Origin of the sequence: Bilifractor sp. HCP3S3_D3 (genome assembly GCF_052063915.1) — a bacterium.
In the GTDB taxonomy this organism is placed as follows: Bacteria; Bacillota; Clostridia; order Lachnospirales; family Lachnospiraceae; genus Bilifractor.
Genome location: NZ_JBQHWP010000007.1, coordinates 22,375 through 40,354, shown reverse-complemented (window position 1 = coordinate 40,354; position 17,980 = coordinate 22,375). Strand labels below are relative to the sequence as shown.

The 17,980-nt window shown below is 51.1% G+C and carries 11 protein-coding genes; all 11 read left to right on the top strand.

Annotation, left to right across the window (positions count from 1 at the left end; translation table 11 throughout):
- The first annotated feature begins 112 nt into the window (after positions 1-112).
- The 11 genes from cdaA (at position 113) to ACTNDI_RS05645 (ending at position 17,954) form a co-directional block, all read left to right on the top strand.
- Positions 113-997 carry a diadenylate cyclase CdaA gene (cdaA, locus tag ACTNDI_RS05695; protein WP_441099801.1) on the top strand — a complete coding sequence of 295 codons (885 nt, stop codon included), beginning with the start codon at positions 113-115 and terminating at the stop codon, positions 995-997.
- Positions 975-2,306: a CdaR family protein gene (locus tag ACTNDI_RS05690; protein ID WP_441099800.1), complete on the top strand. Its 1,332-nt coding sequence runs from the start codon at positions 975-977 to the stop codon at positions 2,304-2,306. Before cdaA ends, ACTNDI_RS05690 begins: the two co-directional genes overlap by 23 nt.
- 214 nt (positions 2,307-2,520) lie before the next feature.
- Positions 2,521-2,808, top strand: coding sequence for an HPr family phosphocarrier protein (locus tag ACTNDI_RS05685; protein WP_441099799.1), 288 nt, complete (start codon positions 2,521-2,523; stop codon positions 2,806-2,808).
- Positions 2,809-3,195: 387 nt separating this feature from the next.
- Complete coding sequence (locus ACTNDI_RS05680) at positions 3,196-5,136, top strand: trypsin-like peptidase domain-containing protein (protein WP_441099798.1); 1,941 nt, start codon at positions 3,196-3,198, stop codon at positions 5,134-5,136.
- Positions 5,137-5,146: 10 nt separating this feature from the next.
- Positions 5,147-6,703 carry an ATP-dependent Clp protease ATP-binding subunit ClpX gene (clpX, locus tag ACTNDI_RS05675; RefSeq protein ID WP_441099796.1) on the top strand — a complete coding sequence of 519 codons (1,557 nt, stop codon included), beginning with the start codon at positions 5,147-5,149 and terminating at the stop codon, positions 6,701-6,703.
- 373 nt (positions 6,704-7,076) lie between these two features.
- Positions 7,077-8,681: a phosphoenolpyruvate carboxykinase (ATP) gene (gene pckA / locus ACTNDI_RS05670; protein ID WP_441099795.1), complete on the top strand. Its 1,605-nt coding sequence runs from the start codon at positions 7,077-7,079 to the stop codon at positions 8,679-8,681.
- Between the two features lie 433 nt (positions 8,682-9,114).
- Positions 9,115-9,561 carry a large conductance mechanosensitive channel protein MscL gene (gene mscL, locus ACTNDI_RS05665; protein ID WP_441099793.1) on the top strand — a complete coding sequence of 149 codons (447 nt, stop codon included), beginning with the start codon at positions 9,115-9,117 and terminating at the stop codon, positions 9,559-9,561.
- 355 nt (positions 9,562-9,916) lie between these two features.
- On the top strand, positions 9,917-11,014 hold the full coding sequence (locus tag ACTNDI_RS05660; protein WP_441099792.1) for a DUF3048 domain-containing protein: 1,098 nt from the start codon (positions 9,917-9,919) through the stop codon (positions 11,012-11,014).
- Between the two features lie 507 nt (positions 11,015-11,521).
- Complete coding sequence (locus tag ACTNDI_RS05655; RefSeq protein ID WP_441099791.1) at positions 11,522-12,034, top strand: dihydrofolate reductase; 513 nt, start codon at positions 11,522-11,524, stop codon at positions 12,032-12,034.
- Positions 12,035-12,082: 48 nt separating this feature from the next.
- On the top strand, positions 12,083-13,138 hold the full coding sequence (gene ispG / locus ACTNDI_RS05650) for a flavodoxin-dependent (E)-4-hydroxy-3-methylbut-2-enyl-diphosphate synthase (RefSeq protein WP_441099948.1): 1,056 nt from the start codon (positions 12,083-12,085) through the stop codon (positions 13,136-13,138).
- 88 nt (positions 13,139-13,226) lie between these two features.
- The gene (locus ACTNDI_RS05645) at positions 13,227-17,954 is read left to right on the top strand and encodes a PolC-type DNA polymerase III (protein ID WP_441099789.1); all 4,728 of its coding nucleotides are present in this window, start codon (positions 13,227-13,229) and stop codon (positions 17,952-17,954) included.
- Positions 17,955-17,980 lie beyond the last annotated feature (26 nt).

Here is a 17,980-nt window from a genome sequence, read left to right as displayed (position 1 = left end):
GGATGTGCCATATTGGTGTACAAGGCCAAACGCTGGTTTCTGCCACGGACTGTACAGGCTGAGGATTGCTTCTTGCGTTATACGGCTTAAGTCAGAGTAGAAGGAGAAACATATGAATGCTTTTCTGAGCAGGTTTCAGTATTACATCCTTTCATGGCTGAAGCCGCCAAAGACAATTCAGGTCATTGATATTATCCAGATTCTGCTTCTGGCTTTTCTGATCTATCGGCTGATCATCTGGATGAGGAACACCCGTGCGTACACTCTGCTGAAGGGAATTCTGTTTATCGGAGCGTTTGTCATTGTCGCGAACATTCTGCATATGGAAGTGATCGTCTGGCTTCTCGGCAATCTGAGCGTTGTCGCTTTTACGGCAATCGTCATCATCTTTCAGCCGGAGCTCCGAAAAGTGCTTGAGCAGATGGGACACAGCAACGTACTGCGCTCCTTTTTTTCCATCAGCAAAACCGGTGAGGACAATAAGCGATTCAGTAACCACACGATAAACGAGCTGGTCAGGGCCTGCTTTGAAATGGGTGATGTGAAGACAGGCGCCCTGATCGTTATCGAGAAGGAGACGCTGCTGGATGAGTATATCAGCACCGGTATTCGTCTGGACGCTATTGTGTCCGGTCAGCTGCTGATTAATATTTTCGAACATAACACCCCGCTTCATGACGGCGCGGTTATTATTCAGAATGACCGGATTGCGGCAGCTACCTGCTATCTGCCGCTCTCTGACAATATGGAGCTGAGCAAAAAACTCGGTACCAGACACCGCGCCGGTGTCGGTATCAGCGAGATCACAGATTCTCTGACGATCATTGTGTCGGAGGAGACCGGGAGCGTATCCTACGCCATGAATGGACGGCTTCACACGGCGATTTCTCCGAGCCAGCTGCGAGAGGTTCTGCAGGATGTCCAGGTGCTGTACAATGATAAAATCCGCATACTGAAAGGGGGACGCAGAAACCGTGATACGAAGAATCCTAGCTAGTCTGCGTTCCAATATCGGATACAAGCTGCTGGCATTACTGATAGCGATTGTCATCTGGTACTCGGTAGTGGACATCAATGATCCTGTGGAGACAGAGTCTTACAGTGTTCACATTACGGTGGCGAATGAATCGTACATCTCAAACGGAAAACAGATCTACATGATCGAGGATCAGTACAAGACAGTTACCGTATACGTGAAGGGAAACCGGTCGGAGCTGAAGAAAATCTCCGCGGACAATATCACTGTTACAGCCGATCTGACGCAGATTGTTGATCTAGACCGCGATCCTGTCATGGTTCCATTATCGGTCACGGTTCCCGGTATATCGGCTTCAAATGTGACACTGTCCAGAACGGCAATACCGATTACGATTGAAGATGTCGCGAGCAAGGAATTCGCTGTGAGTGTGGACACAGGAAGTTCGGTTCCGGGATCCAGCTACGAGGTGGGAATCGCGACTCCGAATCCGGAGAAAATAGTGATTAACGGACCGGAATCCATCATCAATGAGATTGACAGCGTGGTCGCCAAGATCGATGTCACAGGCATGACGCAGGACGGAAACCGAAAGGCAGAGCTCGAAATTATGGACAAGAACGGCGAAGTGCTGTCGCAGGAGACAGTTCAGGATGATTTGACGTTCGATGGCGGTGTGCCGGATGTTTCGGTATATGTAGATTTGTGGAAGAAGCAATCCGGTGTCGGGATGAAGGTTGAGTACTCCGGAGAACCGGCCGAGGGATATAACGTAACGGCTGTGAGCACGACACCGGAGACAATTACCGTGGTTGGAACAGACGACGCACTGAGCCAGCTTGCGGCAAACGGGAATATTATCACGATTCCGGAGGGTTATGTGTCTGTCTCAGACGCCTCCTCGGATGTTACAGCGGAAGTTGAACTCAGTGACGTGCTTCCGGACGGTCTGCGGCTGGCATCGAGCACGGCAGGGACGGTCACGGTAACCGTTACGATCCTTTCGGATGAAACCAAGGAATTCAAGCTGGATGTGGATGATATAGCTACAAACAACCTGGATCCGGATCTGACGATCTCCTATGACCAGACCAGCATACAGGTGCGGCTGAACGGAGCGGGATCCGTGATCGATGATCTGAAGACGGCAGACATCAAGGCTTCCATCGACCTCAAGGGCAAGGACACGGGCGATTATACCGTAAATGTATCGTTTGCGCTTCCAACGGGAGTATCGCTGGATGATGCGGTTTCGATACCGGTACACCTGAAGGAAAAGGCGACAGCAAGCTCCTCGTCCGGGAGTGATAAAGGCGGAACCAATTCGTAGCTTATACCGTGTCATAACTGAACAGCTCTTCGAAAACGCAGACAGGCCGCCTGCCGCGAAGCGTGTGTAAGAGACTGTATGCGATTTCGAAGGCAACAGGTATGAGCATGAAGTGACGCGCAAGCGGCATGGAAGTGCGAATATGCGTGAGCAGTGAGTGCATGAGAAAAGCAACCCGAAAATGCCCGGCAGACATGTGCAGCAGGAAACGGAAATGGTCAGCAGAACAATGGTGATAAAAGGAAAAAACGGGCTGCATCTTAGACCCGCCGGCAGGATCAGCGAGACGGCGCTCCGTTTTCAATCCGAGATTCTTCTAGAATACAACGGGGGTCTTTCCACAGCAAATGCCAGAAGTGTACTCAGTCTGCTTGCGGCAGGTCTGCAGGATGGAGACGAGGTTGTGCTTTGCTGCAAAGGCTGCGATGAGAAAGAAGCCCTGGATGAGGTCGCGAAGGTATTTTCGGAGGAAACGGAGGCTGTTCCTCTCCGGGAGAGGTAAAGGTGCCTGCCGATGGCACGGTATGCTGCCGGGCGTTGGCATGAGAAACGGATATAAGAGGATAATGGAAGGTGACAAGAATGCCCCGGAAAGCCATATGGAAACGGCTGCCGGGGCATTCTCTGCACATGCGGCGGGTTTTATCTGTGCCGATATGGCATAAAGTGGAGGGCAGACCATGTAAATAAGCTATGCTGATGCGACACGCAGATGATTGCCTCACACATATTTCCTACATCAGTAGGGCTGTCCGGTATGTGTTCGCTGCGCAGAGGATTACCGCAGTTTAGATTGCTGTTTTCACATATTTTACACAAATAACGGGTAAAATACGTATATCAATGGGCTTTCACGCTATACTGGCGTTGAGAACGGAGGAGCTTGCTTATGAGTGATATACACAAAGACAGAAATTCCGTTTCGTCATCGGAAGAGAATACTGGAACACCGGAATCGTCACCGAGCGAAGACATCGGAGCGCCGGATGTGTCATCGGGAGAAGACAGTGGAGTATCAGGTGCGTCATCGGGAGAAGACAGTGGAGCATCAGGTGCGTCATCGGGAGAAGACAGTGGAACACCAGATTCGTCTCAAAAGGAAAAGAGCGGAAATCGGGATGCAGAAGCGAAGACTACCTACAGCTGGGTGAATCCGAAACTCCGGCAGGGTGGATCGGAGCAGACAGGAAATAATCCCTGGTCCGGCGGAAGTGATGGGAATTACTGGAGATACAGTGACCATACCGGAAACGGAGAAGGACAGGGAGAACAGCACAGAGGGGAAGAAGATGCCGATGCTCATCAGGAGGAGGGCAGGAGAGATCCCTGGTCCGGCCGGGGCAGAAATGACTATTCTGATTATTCGGCTGGCAGCAGTCGAAGGGACCGGAAAGGACGGAAAAATCTTGACCAGGATCACCGGGTGAAACGACCGCGACGCAGCGGCAGACATTGGGCAACCGTGGCAGCCATGGCAGTGGTGTTCGGCCTGATCGCGGGGCTGGTTGCCTACGGCGTTAATTATGTCGGAAACCGGATCCACCCTGTCTATTCATCGGCATCGGCAGGAGAAAACACAGATACCCCGAACCATTCCGGCAAGGATGCTTCGGATGAGACGGAAAAGGTCACGGCTTCTTCCGGGACAGCGCTTACGCCGGATATTGCGTCTACAGGCAAGGATCAGGAGATGACGGTCGCAGAGGTCGCATCGGCCGCTATGCCGTCGCTGGTGACGATTTCTACCATGTCCGTAGAAGAAATGCAGAGCTTTTTCGGAGGCACACAGAAATATCAGGTTCAGGGAGCCGGAACTGGCGTTATTATCGGAGAAAATGATTCAGAGCTTCTGATCGCTACAAATAATCATGTGATAGAAGGCGCGACGCAGGTATCCGTGGGATTTGTGGATGAGTCGGTTATTTCCGCACAGATCAAGGGATTTGACGAGGATCATGATCTTGCAGTGGTTGCGGTAAAACTCTCGGATATCTCGGATGATACAATGGGTCAGATCCGTGTGGCAACCGTCGGGGATTCTGATAAACTTGTTCTGGGTCAGCAGGTGGTGGCTATCGGAAATGCGCTCGGATACGGCCAGTCGGTGACAAGCGGATATGTCAGTGCGCTTAACCGGTCGCTTCAGCTGTCTGATGGCACAAATACATTTAATTCAGACGGTCTGATTCAGACAGATGCCGCCATCAACTCCGGAAATTCAGGAGGGGCGCTCCTGAATATGAAGGGAGAGCTGGTCGGCATCAATGAAGCAAAGCGAAGTGGTAATGGCTCACAGGCTTCTGTCGATAATGTGGGCTTTGCAATTCCCATGGCAAAGGCGGAACCGATTCTGGAGGATCTCATGAATGAGAATACCAGAACACGGCTGGATGACGATGAGAGGGGGTATCTGGGAATCACATGCGCAGATGTCACGAGCGAGTACTCACAGATCTATAACATGCCGGAGGGCGTCTGTGTTACCTCTGTGGTATCCGGAGGACCTGCGGATCAGGCGGGAATCCGGAAGGGCGATGTGATTACCAAATTTGACGGCAAGAGTGTTGCTTCATATTCCAAATTGGAAAACCGTCTGAAGTATTATTCTTCGGGTGAAGAAGTTCCGGTTGTGATACAGCGCGCGAGCGGGAGCTCCTACAAGGAACAGACGGTGAAGGTGACGCTGGGAACAAGTGATGCGATCAGCAGCATTCAGAATCCGGATTCGCAGGACCAGGGACAGGATAACAATTCTTCGGGTATGCCGGGAACAGAGCCGGGCGGAAACGGCAACAGCGGAGATATCTTTGGACAAATTTTCGGATACTGAGAGGATAATTATGATTGACGATAAGGATATTATTGACGGAGATTTTCGGGAAGTGCCGGATTCCGGGGAGAAGAATGCGGACGAAGGGGATGCGGCTGATAAGGACCAGAACGAAAAAACTCCGGACGAGGTAAATGGGGACGGAAAAAATTCATCCGTTTCTGCCGGAACATGGAAGACGCGGGAAGAGGATACGGACGATGAAGAAAAGCGTCACAGCGGGCATTACTGCATGATGTGTCATCGTCCGGAAAGCAGCACGGGGAAGCAGATCGAACTGCCCGGCGGGATGTACATCTGTACGGACTGCATGCAGAAGGGATTCGAGGCAATACAGAATCCCGGAATGAATGAGATGCTGAGCAAACTTCCGCCTAACGTCGGCATGATCGATTTGTCCGGACTTGGTTTCGGCATGCCTGCCCGCGACCATAAAAAGAAGGAAAAACAGAAGACTCCAAGAAAGAAGCTCACAATGCAGGATGTGCCGAGACCGCATATCATCAAGGCAAAACTGGACGAATATGTCATCGGTCAGGAGCATGCGAAGAAGGTGATGTCTGTTGCAGTGTATAACCACTACAAGAGAATTCTTCAGACTCCGGAGCAGATGAAAGACGGGACAGAGATCGAGAAATCAAACATGCTGATGATCGGTCCGACCGGGTCCGGAAAGACGTATCTGGTTCAGACGCTGGCAAAACTGCTGGATGTGCCCCTGGCCATTACGGATGCCACGAGTCTGACAGAGGCCGGATATATCGGAGATGATATCGAAAGCGTTGTGTCGAAGCTTCTCGCGGCGGCAGACAATGATGTGGATCGAGCGGAGCACGGCATCATTTTCATCGATGAGATCGACAAAATTGCCAAAAAGAAAAATACCAGTCAGAGAGATGTGAGCGGCGAGGCAGTTCAGCAGGGCCTTCTGAAGCTTCTTGAGGGAAGTGAGGTAGAGGTTCCGGTAGGGGCCACAAGCAAGAACGCCATGGTTCCTCTTGAGACGGTGAACACGAAGAACATTCTCTTTATCTGCGGCGGCGCCTTTCCGGACCTCGAGGATGTGATACGGGAGCGTCTGAACCGCACATCGTCCATGGGATTCCAGGCAGAACTGAAGGACCGGTACCAAGAGGACCCCGATATTCTGCAGAAGGTAACGAATGAAGATCTCCGGGCCTTCGGAATGATTCCGGAGTTCCTCGGAAGGCTTCCGATTATTTTTTCTCTCGAGAGCCTCACCGAGGATATGCTCGTTAAGATTCTTCGCGAGCCCAGAAACGCGATATTGAAGCAATATGAGAAGCTTCTTGCGCTTGACGGGGTGAAGCTTGTCTTTGACGACGGTGCGCTGCATTCCATTGCAAAAAAGGCCCTTGATAAAGATACAGGTGCCCGTGCGCTTCGGGCAATTATAGAGGATTTTATGCTGGATATCATGTATGAGATTCCAAAGGATGACAACATCAGTGAGGTTGTAGTGACAAAGGAATATGTAGAGCATACCGGCGGACCGAAGATCATCTTGAGAGGACAGGATCTGTCCGGAAGCCCGATTCCTTCCTGAATGAATATGAAGGAAAAGAGGTTTTCTCGAAGGCGGAAGTTCAATGAACAAAGCTGTTCAGCTTCAGGACTACTGTGCGGCTTTTATTTTAGCAATCGGCAGGCATTCATTGTGAAAAAATGTATTTTTCAGGATACAATTGACAAATTTTTGTCGAAATCCACAGTTTTAACGAATGTTGGTGACATTAAGGCAGGAATCATGTAAAATGATTTCCGTAGAAGATTACGCAGTTATATTTGATCACACAGATATCGGAGAAGCTGTTTATCGTTCCGCTCTGCTGAAGACGCGGAAGATGCGGGAAACCCGGGAATGACTTCCAGATACCGGGTGATTCATGAGTATTTCTGTAAAAGGAGGAAGCAATTCAATGGCTAACGTAGATTTAACAAAGTACGGCATTACCGGAACAACAGAAATCGTATACAATCCATCCTATGAGAAGCTGTTTGAGGAGGAGACAAAGCCGGAACTCACCGGATATGACAGAGGTCAGGTTACAGAGCTCGGCGCGGTTAATGTTATGACCGGTATCTACACCGGACGTTCTCCTAAAGATAAATTCATCGTTATGGATGAGAACTCGAAGGACACCGTATGGTGGACATCCGACGAGTACAAGAATGACAACCACCCGGCTTCTCCTGAAGCTTGGAAGGCAGTTAAGGAAATCGCGAAGAAAGAGCTCTCCAACAAGAAGCTCTATGTCGTTGATGGTTTCTGCGGCGCAAATAAGGACACCAGAATGGCTGTCCGTTTCATCATGGAAGTTGCATGGCAGGCACATTTCGTAAGAAATATGTTCATCAAGCCGAATGCCGAGGAAGAGGCAAACTTTGAGCCGGATTTCGTTGTCTACAACGCATCCAAGGCAAAAGTTGAGAATTACAAAGAGCTTGGCCTGAACTCCGAGACAGCCGTTGTCTTCAACGTAACCTCCAAGGAGCAGGTTATTATCAATACCTGGTACGGCGGAGAGATGAAGAAGGGTATGTTCTCTATGATGAACTACTTCATGCCGCTGAGGGGCATCGCATCCATGCACTGCTCCGCAAACACAGATCTGAACGGCAAGAACACAGCTGTATTCTTCGGCCTGTCCGGAACCGGCAAGACCACACTTTCCACTGATCCGAAGCGTCTGCTGATCGGTGATGATGAGCACGGCTGGGACGACAACGGAGTATTCAACTATGAGGGCGGATGCTACGCAAAGGTTATCAACCTGGACAAGGATTCTGAGCCGGATATCTATAACGCAATCAGAAGAGATGCTCTTCTTGAGAACGTAACGGTAGACAAGAACGGAAAGATTGATTTCACGGACAAGAGCGTCACAGAGAACACCCGTGTGTCCTATCCGATCGATCACATTGAGAAGATTGTAAAGCCGATCTCTCACGGCCCGGCAGCACAGAATGTCATCTTCCTTTCTGCCGATGCATTCGGAGTTCTTCCGCCGGTATCTATTCTGACACCGGAACAGACAAAATATTATTTCCTGTCCGGATTCACTGCAAAGCTTGCAGGAACCGAGCGTGGAATCACTGAGCCGACACCGACCTTCTCTGCGTGCTTCGGACAGGCATTCCTTGAGCTGCATCCGACCAAATATGCAGAGGAACTGGTCAAGAGAATGGAGCAGAGCGGAGCAAAGGCTTATCTCGTGAATACCGGATGGAACGGAACCGGAAAACGTATCTCTATCAAGGATACCCGTGGTATCATCGATGCCATCCTGAACGGGGATGTTCTGAAGGCACCGACAAAGAAGATCCCGTACTTCGATTTTGAGGTACCGACAGAGCTTCCGGGTGTTGACAGCAGCATTCTTGATCCTCGCGATACCTATGCTTCTGCATCTGATTGGGATGAGAAGGCAAAGGATCTTGCAGCAAGATTCATCAAGAACTTTGCAAAATATGAGGGCAATGAAGCGGGTAAGGCTCTGGTTTCCGCAGGTCCGCAGCTCTGATAGACAATCGGAATTTTACTGTATAAGTCCAGTCGCAATGTTCTTGGCCCACGGGGAGCTTGCTCACCAGTGGGCAAGAACATTAGCGACGACAACAGGTATGAGCATGGAGCGGTGCGACGCAACGCGGGAATGCTCATACCTGTTAGCGGCACGGAAGCTGCGAAGCAGCGAAGTGACGCGGGGACTTATACAGTGTGTGGCACGACTTATCGTATGGCCATTACTGTCTGCGTCTTCTGACAGCAGTCAGGTATCGTTTAATCGAAATTGTAAACTCCTGTGTGCAAGGCCTGTGGGGCCCTGTCACAGGAGTTTATTTTTGCGTTGTGCGGCACAGGAGAATTGATTATAATCAGATTAAGCCGGGATGTGCAGAACGCCGGCAGAAACAGATGCTTTAATCAGGTACAGACCAGAGGAGGAAGAATCGATGAAAGGATTTATGAAGGAATTTAAGGAGTTTATCTCGCGCGGCAACGTCATGGATATGGCAGTCGGCATTATCATTGGCAGTGCTTTTACCGCCATTGTAAATGCGCTGGTGAACAACATCATTATGCCGTTGATCTCTGTGATAACAGGCGGCATCAGCTTTGATCAGTGGAATATTACGATGGGCGCCGGAAAGGATGCACCGGTGCTTGGACTTGGCACATTTATTGCTGCCGTCATTAATTTCCTGCTCATCGCGCTGGTGCTGTTCATGGTAATCAAAACGATCAACAAGATGCATGAGGGTGCTGACAAACTTGTCGGAAAGCAGAAGGAAGAGGAAAAACCGGTCACGAAGATCTGCCCGTACTGCAAGTCTGAGATTCCGCTTGAGGCTACAAGATGTCCGCACTGCACCTCTCAGCTTGATAAAGAGGAGGCATAAAAAAGTATCCAGGTGAGAGTACTGGAGGTGGGTAAATATCTGTTTTTGTACGAAACAGTCGACGAAAATGGTAAAAACGCATAATAAAATATGAATGACAGGGCAATCCTTTGAACAACTTGCCATATCATGCGCGATGAACTATAATGTGATTGTTGGCTGTTGGCTGTTGGCTGTTGGCTGTGCGCGGCACGCAGCTGCCCGCAGGAGGCATTGGTACAGAGGCTGTCCGTGCAAGGTATCGGTGCAGAGATAACAGCATCAACACTGGCATCAGGATACATTTGCAGAGATGCAGGATATCCTTACAAAGACAGGAATTGGGGGATTTGAACGATTGAGAAAGAAATATATTTTGGCTTTGTTATGTCTGACGATCGGCGCAGGGCTTGCCGCAGGGTGCGGGAAGGCGGAAACTGTTGATGACTCGGTAGCACTGGTCACCGCTACGCCATCACCGACCGGCACTCCGACGGTTACGCCTTCTGCGACACCGACTTCGACGCCTGAGGAGACTCCGACGGAAGCACCGGAGCCGGAGAGTACACTTCCGGAAGGGCAGATGTACAGTTACCTGACCGGAGAGCCGGTAGATGTCGCCGCTGGGACCAGAAGACCGATAGCGATCATGATTAATAACCTGCAGCCGGCGGTGCCACAATCCGGCATTAATCAGGCGGACCTCTTGTATGAGATTGAGGTTGAGGGAAATATCACACGTCTGATGGCGGTGTTCCAGGATCCTACCAACATCGGCAAGATCGGACCTGTGAGAAGTGCGCGCCCGTATTTTGTATATTTTGCGATGGATAACGAGGCGGTCTATTCTCATTACGGCTGGAGTCAGCAGGCACAGGATCTGATCACATCTCAGAACATGGAGGACATCAATGGAATGACTGCGGGCGGGTTTTACCGCTCGGAGGATCGCAAGGCGCCTCACAATGTTTATGTCGCGGGATCTTCTCTTACAAGTGATGCGGACAGCCTTGGATATAACAGGGCTTACCCCGAGGGCTATGCGCCGAATCTTGCATTTAATACCGCGGATACGGACATCAACGGAGAGGTGGCGAATACCGTTCACATTCCGTTCAAGTACGATGATCCTTATTTTGTGTTCAATACAGAGGACCGGCAGTACTACCGGTATGAGTACGGCTCGGAGCACATAGATCAGGAGACGGGTGAGCAGCTGAAGTTCAAGAACATCATCGTACAGTATGTCAGTGAGTGGCATCTGGACGATAATGTGCATCTCGATATGAATCTGTTTACTTCCGGGACAGGCGTATTCTTCACGGATGGAAAAGCCATTCCGATTACATGGGAGAAAGCTGATCAGAATGACAATACAGAATATTTTGACAGCAACGGCAATAAGATTCTGCTGAATCCGGGCAAGACGATGTTTGAGATCTGTTCGGACAAGAATGCAGCCAGCTGGTCCTGATCCGGCCGTGGCAGAAAATGGACAAGCTGATCACGGCTGGTCAGAAGGGTGAAGAGTCTCACATGCCTGCTTCCATTTGTGGATTTACATATGGTACAGGCATTGTGAAATCCTGCCCTGCAGGCTTTGTGCGAGAGCTGACGGACGGGATGAAGCCATGCTCCCGCAAGGCCGGTAAGCCTTCCGGTTGACAACCTGTGGCGTGATTTATAGAATAGAAGCTGAATGGAAATGCCTGCAGGAGCAGCGGGGATCTTCAGGATGGCAGCCTTGTTATCTGACCGTTGCGGCCGGCAGAAGATCTGTGAGAAACAGGTCTTTTTTTATTTACACGAACAGTGAGCCGCAGCCGAATGCGAAGTATTCGTGTGCGGCGAGCGTCGCGATAGCGAGATAAAACTCGCGCAGCGTGTTTTATCTCGTTTATGCAAAGAGCGAATCGCAGTCAGGCACGGCGATCCTGTGTGCGTTTTTTAAGAAATTGTACAATGATGAGGTGTTTGGATAGTGAAAGCGATTGTTTGTGCAGACCAGAAATGGGGAATCGGTAATCAGGGACATCTTCTGGTGAACATTCCTTCTGATATGAAGTTTTTTCGGGATACGACGATCGGTCATGTCGTGGTGATGGGAAGAAGAACCTATGACGGGCTTCCGGGGAGCCGGCCTCTGGAGGGAAGGGTGAACATTGTTTTGTCCAGAGATCCGAATTTTCACCCGGCAGGTGCTGTTGTAGTCCGGAGCAAAAGAGAGCTCTTGGAGGAGCTGAAGAAGTATAATACGGATGAAATCTTTATTATCGGAGGCACCTCGGTCTATGAGCTGATGCTTCCGTATTGTGATGAGGTTCTGGCGACGCGGGTTGATTTTGTCTACCAGGCGGACTGTTATTTTCCAAATCTGGATTATATGCCGGAATGGGAACTGACAGAGGAGAGCGAGGAACAGACCTGCTTTGATATCGAGTTTGTTTTTCGAAAATACCGCAGGAAGTATCACACCGCGTTTCCTGAAATGTAGAGGGCAGAAGGCAGAGGCAGATGCTGCAGCAAACGAAAGGATTTTATGATGAAGACGAAGACAGTACGCATCGGAGACAGAGTGATCGGTGGTGGAAATCCGATCCTGATTCAGTCCATGACAAATACGAGGACGGAGGATGTGGAAGCGACGGTTGCACAGATCCGTGCGCTGACAAAGGCGGGATGCGATATCATCCGCTGCACGGTTCCGACGATGGAAGCCGCGGAGGCTCTCACAGAGATAAAGAAACAGATTGCGATACCGCTTGTTGCGGATATTCATTTTGATTACCGGCTGGCGATTGCGGCGATGGAGCACGGAGCAGACAAGGTACGCATCAATCCCGGGAACATCGGAAGCATCGACAGGGTGCGCGCGGTTGTAGACTGCGCGAAGGAGAGGAAAATTCCGATCCGTGTCGGAGTTAACAGCGGCTCGCTGGAGAAGGATCTGCTGGAGAAGTACGGCGGTGTAACTGCTGAGGCGCTTGTGGAAAGCGCGTTGAAGCAGACTGCCATTATTGAGGACATGGGGTATGATAACCTCGTCATCAGCATTAAGTCGTCGAATGTCATGATGTGCGCGAAGGCACATGAGTTGATATCGAAAAGGACCGATCACCCGCTTCATGTGGGCATCACCGAGGCCGGGACACTTTATTCCGGCAATCTGAAATCGGCGATCGGACTTGGCATCATTCTGTATCAGGGAATCGGTGATACCATCCGTGTATCGCTGACGGGAGATCCTCTTGAGGAGATCCGGACCGCGAAGTTTATCCTTCGGACGCTCGGACTTCGGAAGGGAGGCATTGAGGTGGTATCCTGTCCGACCTGCGGAAGAACGCAGATCGATCTGATCCATCTGGCAAATGAAGTAGAAAAGATGACAGAGAACTATCCGCTGAATCTGAAGGTGGCGGTGATGGGATGCGTTGTAAACGGACCCGGGGAAGCGAGAGAGGCGGATCTGGGAATCGCCGGAGGAAAGGGAGAGGGACTTTTGATCCGCAGGGGCGAAATCATCCGAAAGGTTCCGGAGGATCAGCTCCTGGATGCCCTCAGAGATGAACTGGAACATTGGGAGGATCCCGGATTGTGATTGGAGAGTCAGATCTCAGATGAGTGAAACGCAAATTCTAGAAGAAAACGGAATGCAAGGGGAAACTGGAATCCTGGAAGAAAAGGGAATGCAAAGAGAAACTGAAATCCATGGCGAGAAGGGAATCCGGAAGGAAACAGATATCCGGCAGGATTCAACAGGAAGTGCGGCAGATGCGGAAGCGCCGGAGAGCAGAAAGCTGACAGAGGCTTTTCCAAATCTGGAGCTCGAGGGGGAGCTTGAGGAATATCTGCAGTTCGCGGTTGTGAGAAAGGCTGCATATAACCGGAAGCGCGGTATTCTGCACATTTATCTGGAGAGCCCGCAGTGGATTCACAAAAAATATATCGATCAGCTGGAGAGGGAAATCCATCGCCAGCTTTTTTCGGATGCTTCTTTTGCGGTGAAGGTCACAGAGAAATTCCGCCTTTCCAGACAGTATAATCCGGAGAAAATGCTGGAGGTATACCGCACGAGCATTCTGTACGAGCTGAAGAAAAAGGACATCTTTCTGGCGTACCTGTTCCGGACGGCGAAAATCAGTTTTCCTGAGGAAAATCTCATGCAGATCGAGCTGGAAGATTCTGTGATCGGACATGAGCGGTGCGCGGAGCTCACCCGTATTCTGGACCATATTTTCACGTACCGCTGCGGGCTGCCGATCGAGATCGCGACGGAGTTCTATCCGGTGAAGGAATCGGAGGACCTGAAGCGAAGCGCGCAGCAGATGCGGGCGCAGGCGAAGCATATCTTCGAGAACTCCAGGGCAGGCCGGGAGAGAAACGGTATAGCGGAGACTGCCGGGGACGGAGACGGGAGTGCGGAGACCGGAAAGAGGGATTCTGCAGCTGTTTCGGGAAAGCGGGAAGACGGGGGAACTGCGGCATCGTCTGGGCGAGGCGGTTTCGGCATCAGACAGGGCACCGGCGGAAAAGGACGTTTTTCACGGAGATCCGGACGGGGAGGATTCGGCTTTGGCGACCGTCTGAAGATGGATGATGATCCGAATCTGATCTACGGAAGAAACTTCAATGAGGACAGCATTCCGATCGAGTCGATCGATGAGACAACCTCGGAGGCGGTTATCAGAGGTCAGATTCTGTCGATGGACATGCGGGATCTGCGAAATGAGAAGGCACTCGTTATTTTTGCGGTTACCGATGATACGGACACCATTCAGGCAAAAATCTTCATTATGCAGTCGCAGAAGGAGGAGCTTGCCGGGGAATTGAAGGCGGGAAAATTCATCAAGCTGAAGGGCAGGATCATGCTGGACAGCTATGAGCACGAATTGACCGTATCGACGGTGATCGGAATCCGGAAGTCGGCCAGCTTCCGGCAGGGACGCTATGACAGCAGCCCGGTGAAGCGCGTGGAGCTGCACTGCCACACAAAGATGAGCGATATGGACGGCATTACAGACGCCTCAAAGCTGGTACAGCGGGCGTACGACTGGGGAATGCCGGCGATCGCGATCACCGACCACGGGGTGGTTCAGGCCTTCCCGGAGGCAAATCATGCCCTCGAGGCCATTGATGAGTCTTATCAGAAAAAATATGCCGAGGAACATCCGGATGCGGATAAGAATGAACTGAAAAAGGTCAGGGCACCCTTTAAGGTCATCTATGGCATGGAAGCATATCTGGTGGACGATTTGAAAGGAATTGCCACGGACAGCAGGGGACAGAGTCTTGAGGACAGCTACGTGGTTTTTGATATCGAGACAACCGGTCTGTCCAACCTGACATGCAAGATCATCGAAATCGGTGCGGTACGGGTGGAGAAGGGGGAGGTTGTCGACCGTTTTTCGGAATTCGTAAACCCCGAAGTCCCGATTCCTTTCCGGATCACGGAGCTGACCAGCATTACGGATGAAATGGTTCAGGACGCGCCGCCGATTGAGGTGATTCTTCCAAGGTTCCGCGAATTCTGTAAAGGGGCTGTTCTCGTTGCCCACAACGCGGATTTTGATACCGGATTTATCAAGATGGAGTGCCGCAGGCAGAAGATTGACTGGGAATTTACCTATGTGGATACTGTGGCGATGGCACAGCTTCTTCTGCCGAACCTTTCCCGTTTCAAGCTGGATACGGTTGCCAAGGCGGTGGGAGTTTCTCTGGAACATCATCACCGTGCCGTGGATGACGCCGAATGTACGGCCTGGATTTTTGTGAAATTTGTGGCGATGCTTCGCGAACAGGGGATTAATGACCTGGATTCGCTGAACCGGGAAGGAAGCGTGAATCAGAACGCGATCCGCAAGATGAAATCCAGCCACGCAATCATTCTCGCAAAAAACGAGGCGGGCAGAGTAAATCTGTACCGCTGTGTATCTGAATCGCATCTGAAATACTTTAACCGTCAGGCGAAGCTTCCCAAGAGCTTTGTGCAGGCGCACCGCGAGGGACTGATCATCGGATCCGCCTGTGTGGCCGGAGAGCTCTACCAGGCATTGTTGAGGGGAGCGCCGGATACGGAAATCGCGAAGATTGTGAGTTTTTACGATTATCTCGAAATACAGCCGCTCGGAAACAATCGTTTTCTCATTGAGGATGAGAAGAATCCGGCGGTCAGCAGCGAGGAGGATCTCCAGGAGCTCAACAGGAAAATCATCCGGCTGGGAGAACAGTTCCACAAGCCGGTCGTCGCTACCTGTGATGTTCATTTCATGGATCCTCAGGACGAGATTTACCGGCGGATTATCATGGCAGGAAAGAAATTTGCGGACGCGGACAATCAGGCTCCGCTGTACCTTCGCACTACGGAAGAAATGATGGAGGAGTTCGCTTATCTCGGAGAAGAAAAGGCGAGAGAGGTTGTCATCGACAATACGAACAGGATCTGCGACATGATTGAGCGGATGAGTCCGATTTATCCGAAAAAATGTCCTCCGGTGATTCCGCACTCTGACGAGATGCTGCGCACCATCTGCTACCGCCGGGCGCATGAGATCTACGGGCCGGATCTTCCGGAGATCGTTCAGGCAAGACTTGAGCGGGAGCTTACCTCCATTATTTCAAACGGTTATGCCGTGATGTACATTATCGCGCAGAAGCTGGTGTGGAAATGCAATGAAGACGGATATCTCGTAGGATCGAGAGGTTCTGTCGGGTCATCCTTTGTGGCGACCATGTCTGGAATCACAGAGGTAAATCCGCTGCCGCCGCATTATCTGTGTCATCACGATTATCATGTGGAATTCGATACGCCGGATGTTGTGAAATACCGCAAAATGGGATATTCCGGATGTGATATGCCGGACAAGAAATGTCCGGTCTGCGGCAGAGTCATGGACAAGCTGGGCTTTAACATTCCTTTTGAAACCTTCCTCGGCTTCAAGGGGAACAAGGAGCCGGATATCGACCTTAACTTTTCGGGAGAGTATCAGACGAAGGCACACGCATACACCGCGGTTATCTTCGGCGCGGGTCAGACGTTCAAGGCAGGGACCATCGGTACGCTGGCGGACAAGACAGCCTTCGGATTTGTGAAGAATTACTATGAGGAAAAAGGCATACACAAGCGAAGCTGTGAGATCGACCGGATCGTACAGGGCTGCGTAGGAATACGAAGAACCACCGGGCAGCATCCGGGCGGTATCGTTGTACTGCCGCAGGGATGGGACATCAATACCTTTACGCCGGTGCAGCATCCCGCTGATGATCCGGATTCGGATATCGTCAGCACACATTTTGATTATCATTCGATTGATTCAAACCTTCTGAAGCTGGATATTCTCGGACACGATGATCCGACAATGATCCGTATGCTGGAGGACCTGACCGGAGAAGACGCGACAAAAATCCCTCTCGATGAGACAAAGGTTATGAGTCTGTTCCAGAATCTCAGCGCGCTGGGACTTCAGCCGGAGCAGATTCATGGCATCAGGCTGGGCACACTCGGGATCCCGGAGTTCGGCACAAGCTTTGCGATGCAGATGCTTTTTGATACGAAGCCGCAGAACTTTACGGATCTATGCCGGATCTCAGGTCTGTCCCACGGAACGGATGTCTATCTCGGCAATGCCGAGACGCTGATCAAGGAGGGAAAATGTACGCTGGGAACGGCCATCTGCTGCCGTGACGACATCATGGTCTACCTGATCAACAAGGGGATGGATTCTGAGGAGAGCTTTTCCATCATGGAGATGGTGCGAAAGGGGAAGGTGGCGAAGAAACAGTGTAAAAACTGGCCGGAATGGACGGCCGACATGAAACAGCACGGCGTTCCCGACTGGTATATCTGGTCGTGCGAAAAGATCAAGTACATGTTCCCGAAAGGCCACGCCGTGGCCTATGTGATGATGGCCTACCGCGTGGGGTGGTACAAGGTGTACCGGCCGCTGGCGTATTACGCGGCCTATTTTTCAATCCGGGCGAAGGCATTCTCCTACGAGAAAATGTGTCAGGGGCAGCGCCACCTGGAAGAGATCATGGACGAGTTCAATTCCCGCAAGGATTCTCTGTCAAAGATGGAGCAGGACCAGTATGGCGACATGTGTCTCGTCGAGGAAATGTACGCCCGCGGTTTTGAGTTCATGCCGATAGATATCTACCGGGTGCAGCCGCATCGTTTTCAGATTATTGACGGAAAGCTGATGCCTTCGCTGGATGCCATTGACGGCCTGGGTTCCGTTGCGGCAGACAGCATCGTACTGGCGGCGCGGGACGGAAAGTTCTTGTCCAAGGATGATCTGCGGCAGAGGGGGAAGGTCGGCAAGAGCATTACGGATACACTGGATCGGCTGGGAATCATATCCGATCTGCCGGAGACGAATCAGATCTCGCTGTTTGATTTTCAGATGGAGGCGGGGTAGATTCATGGCGGCAGAATCACAGGCCG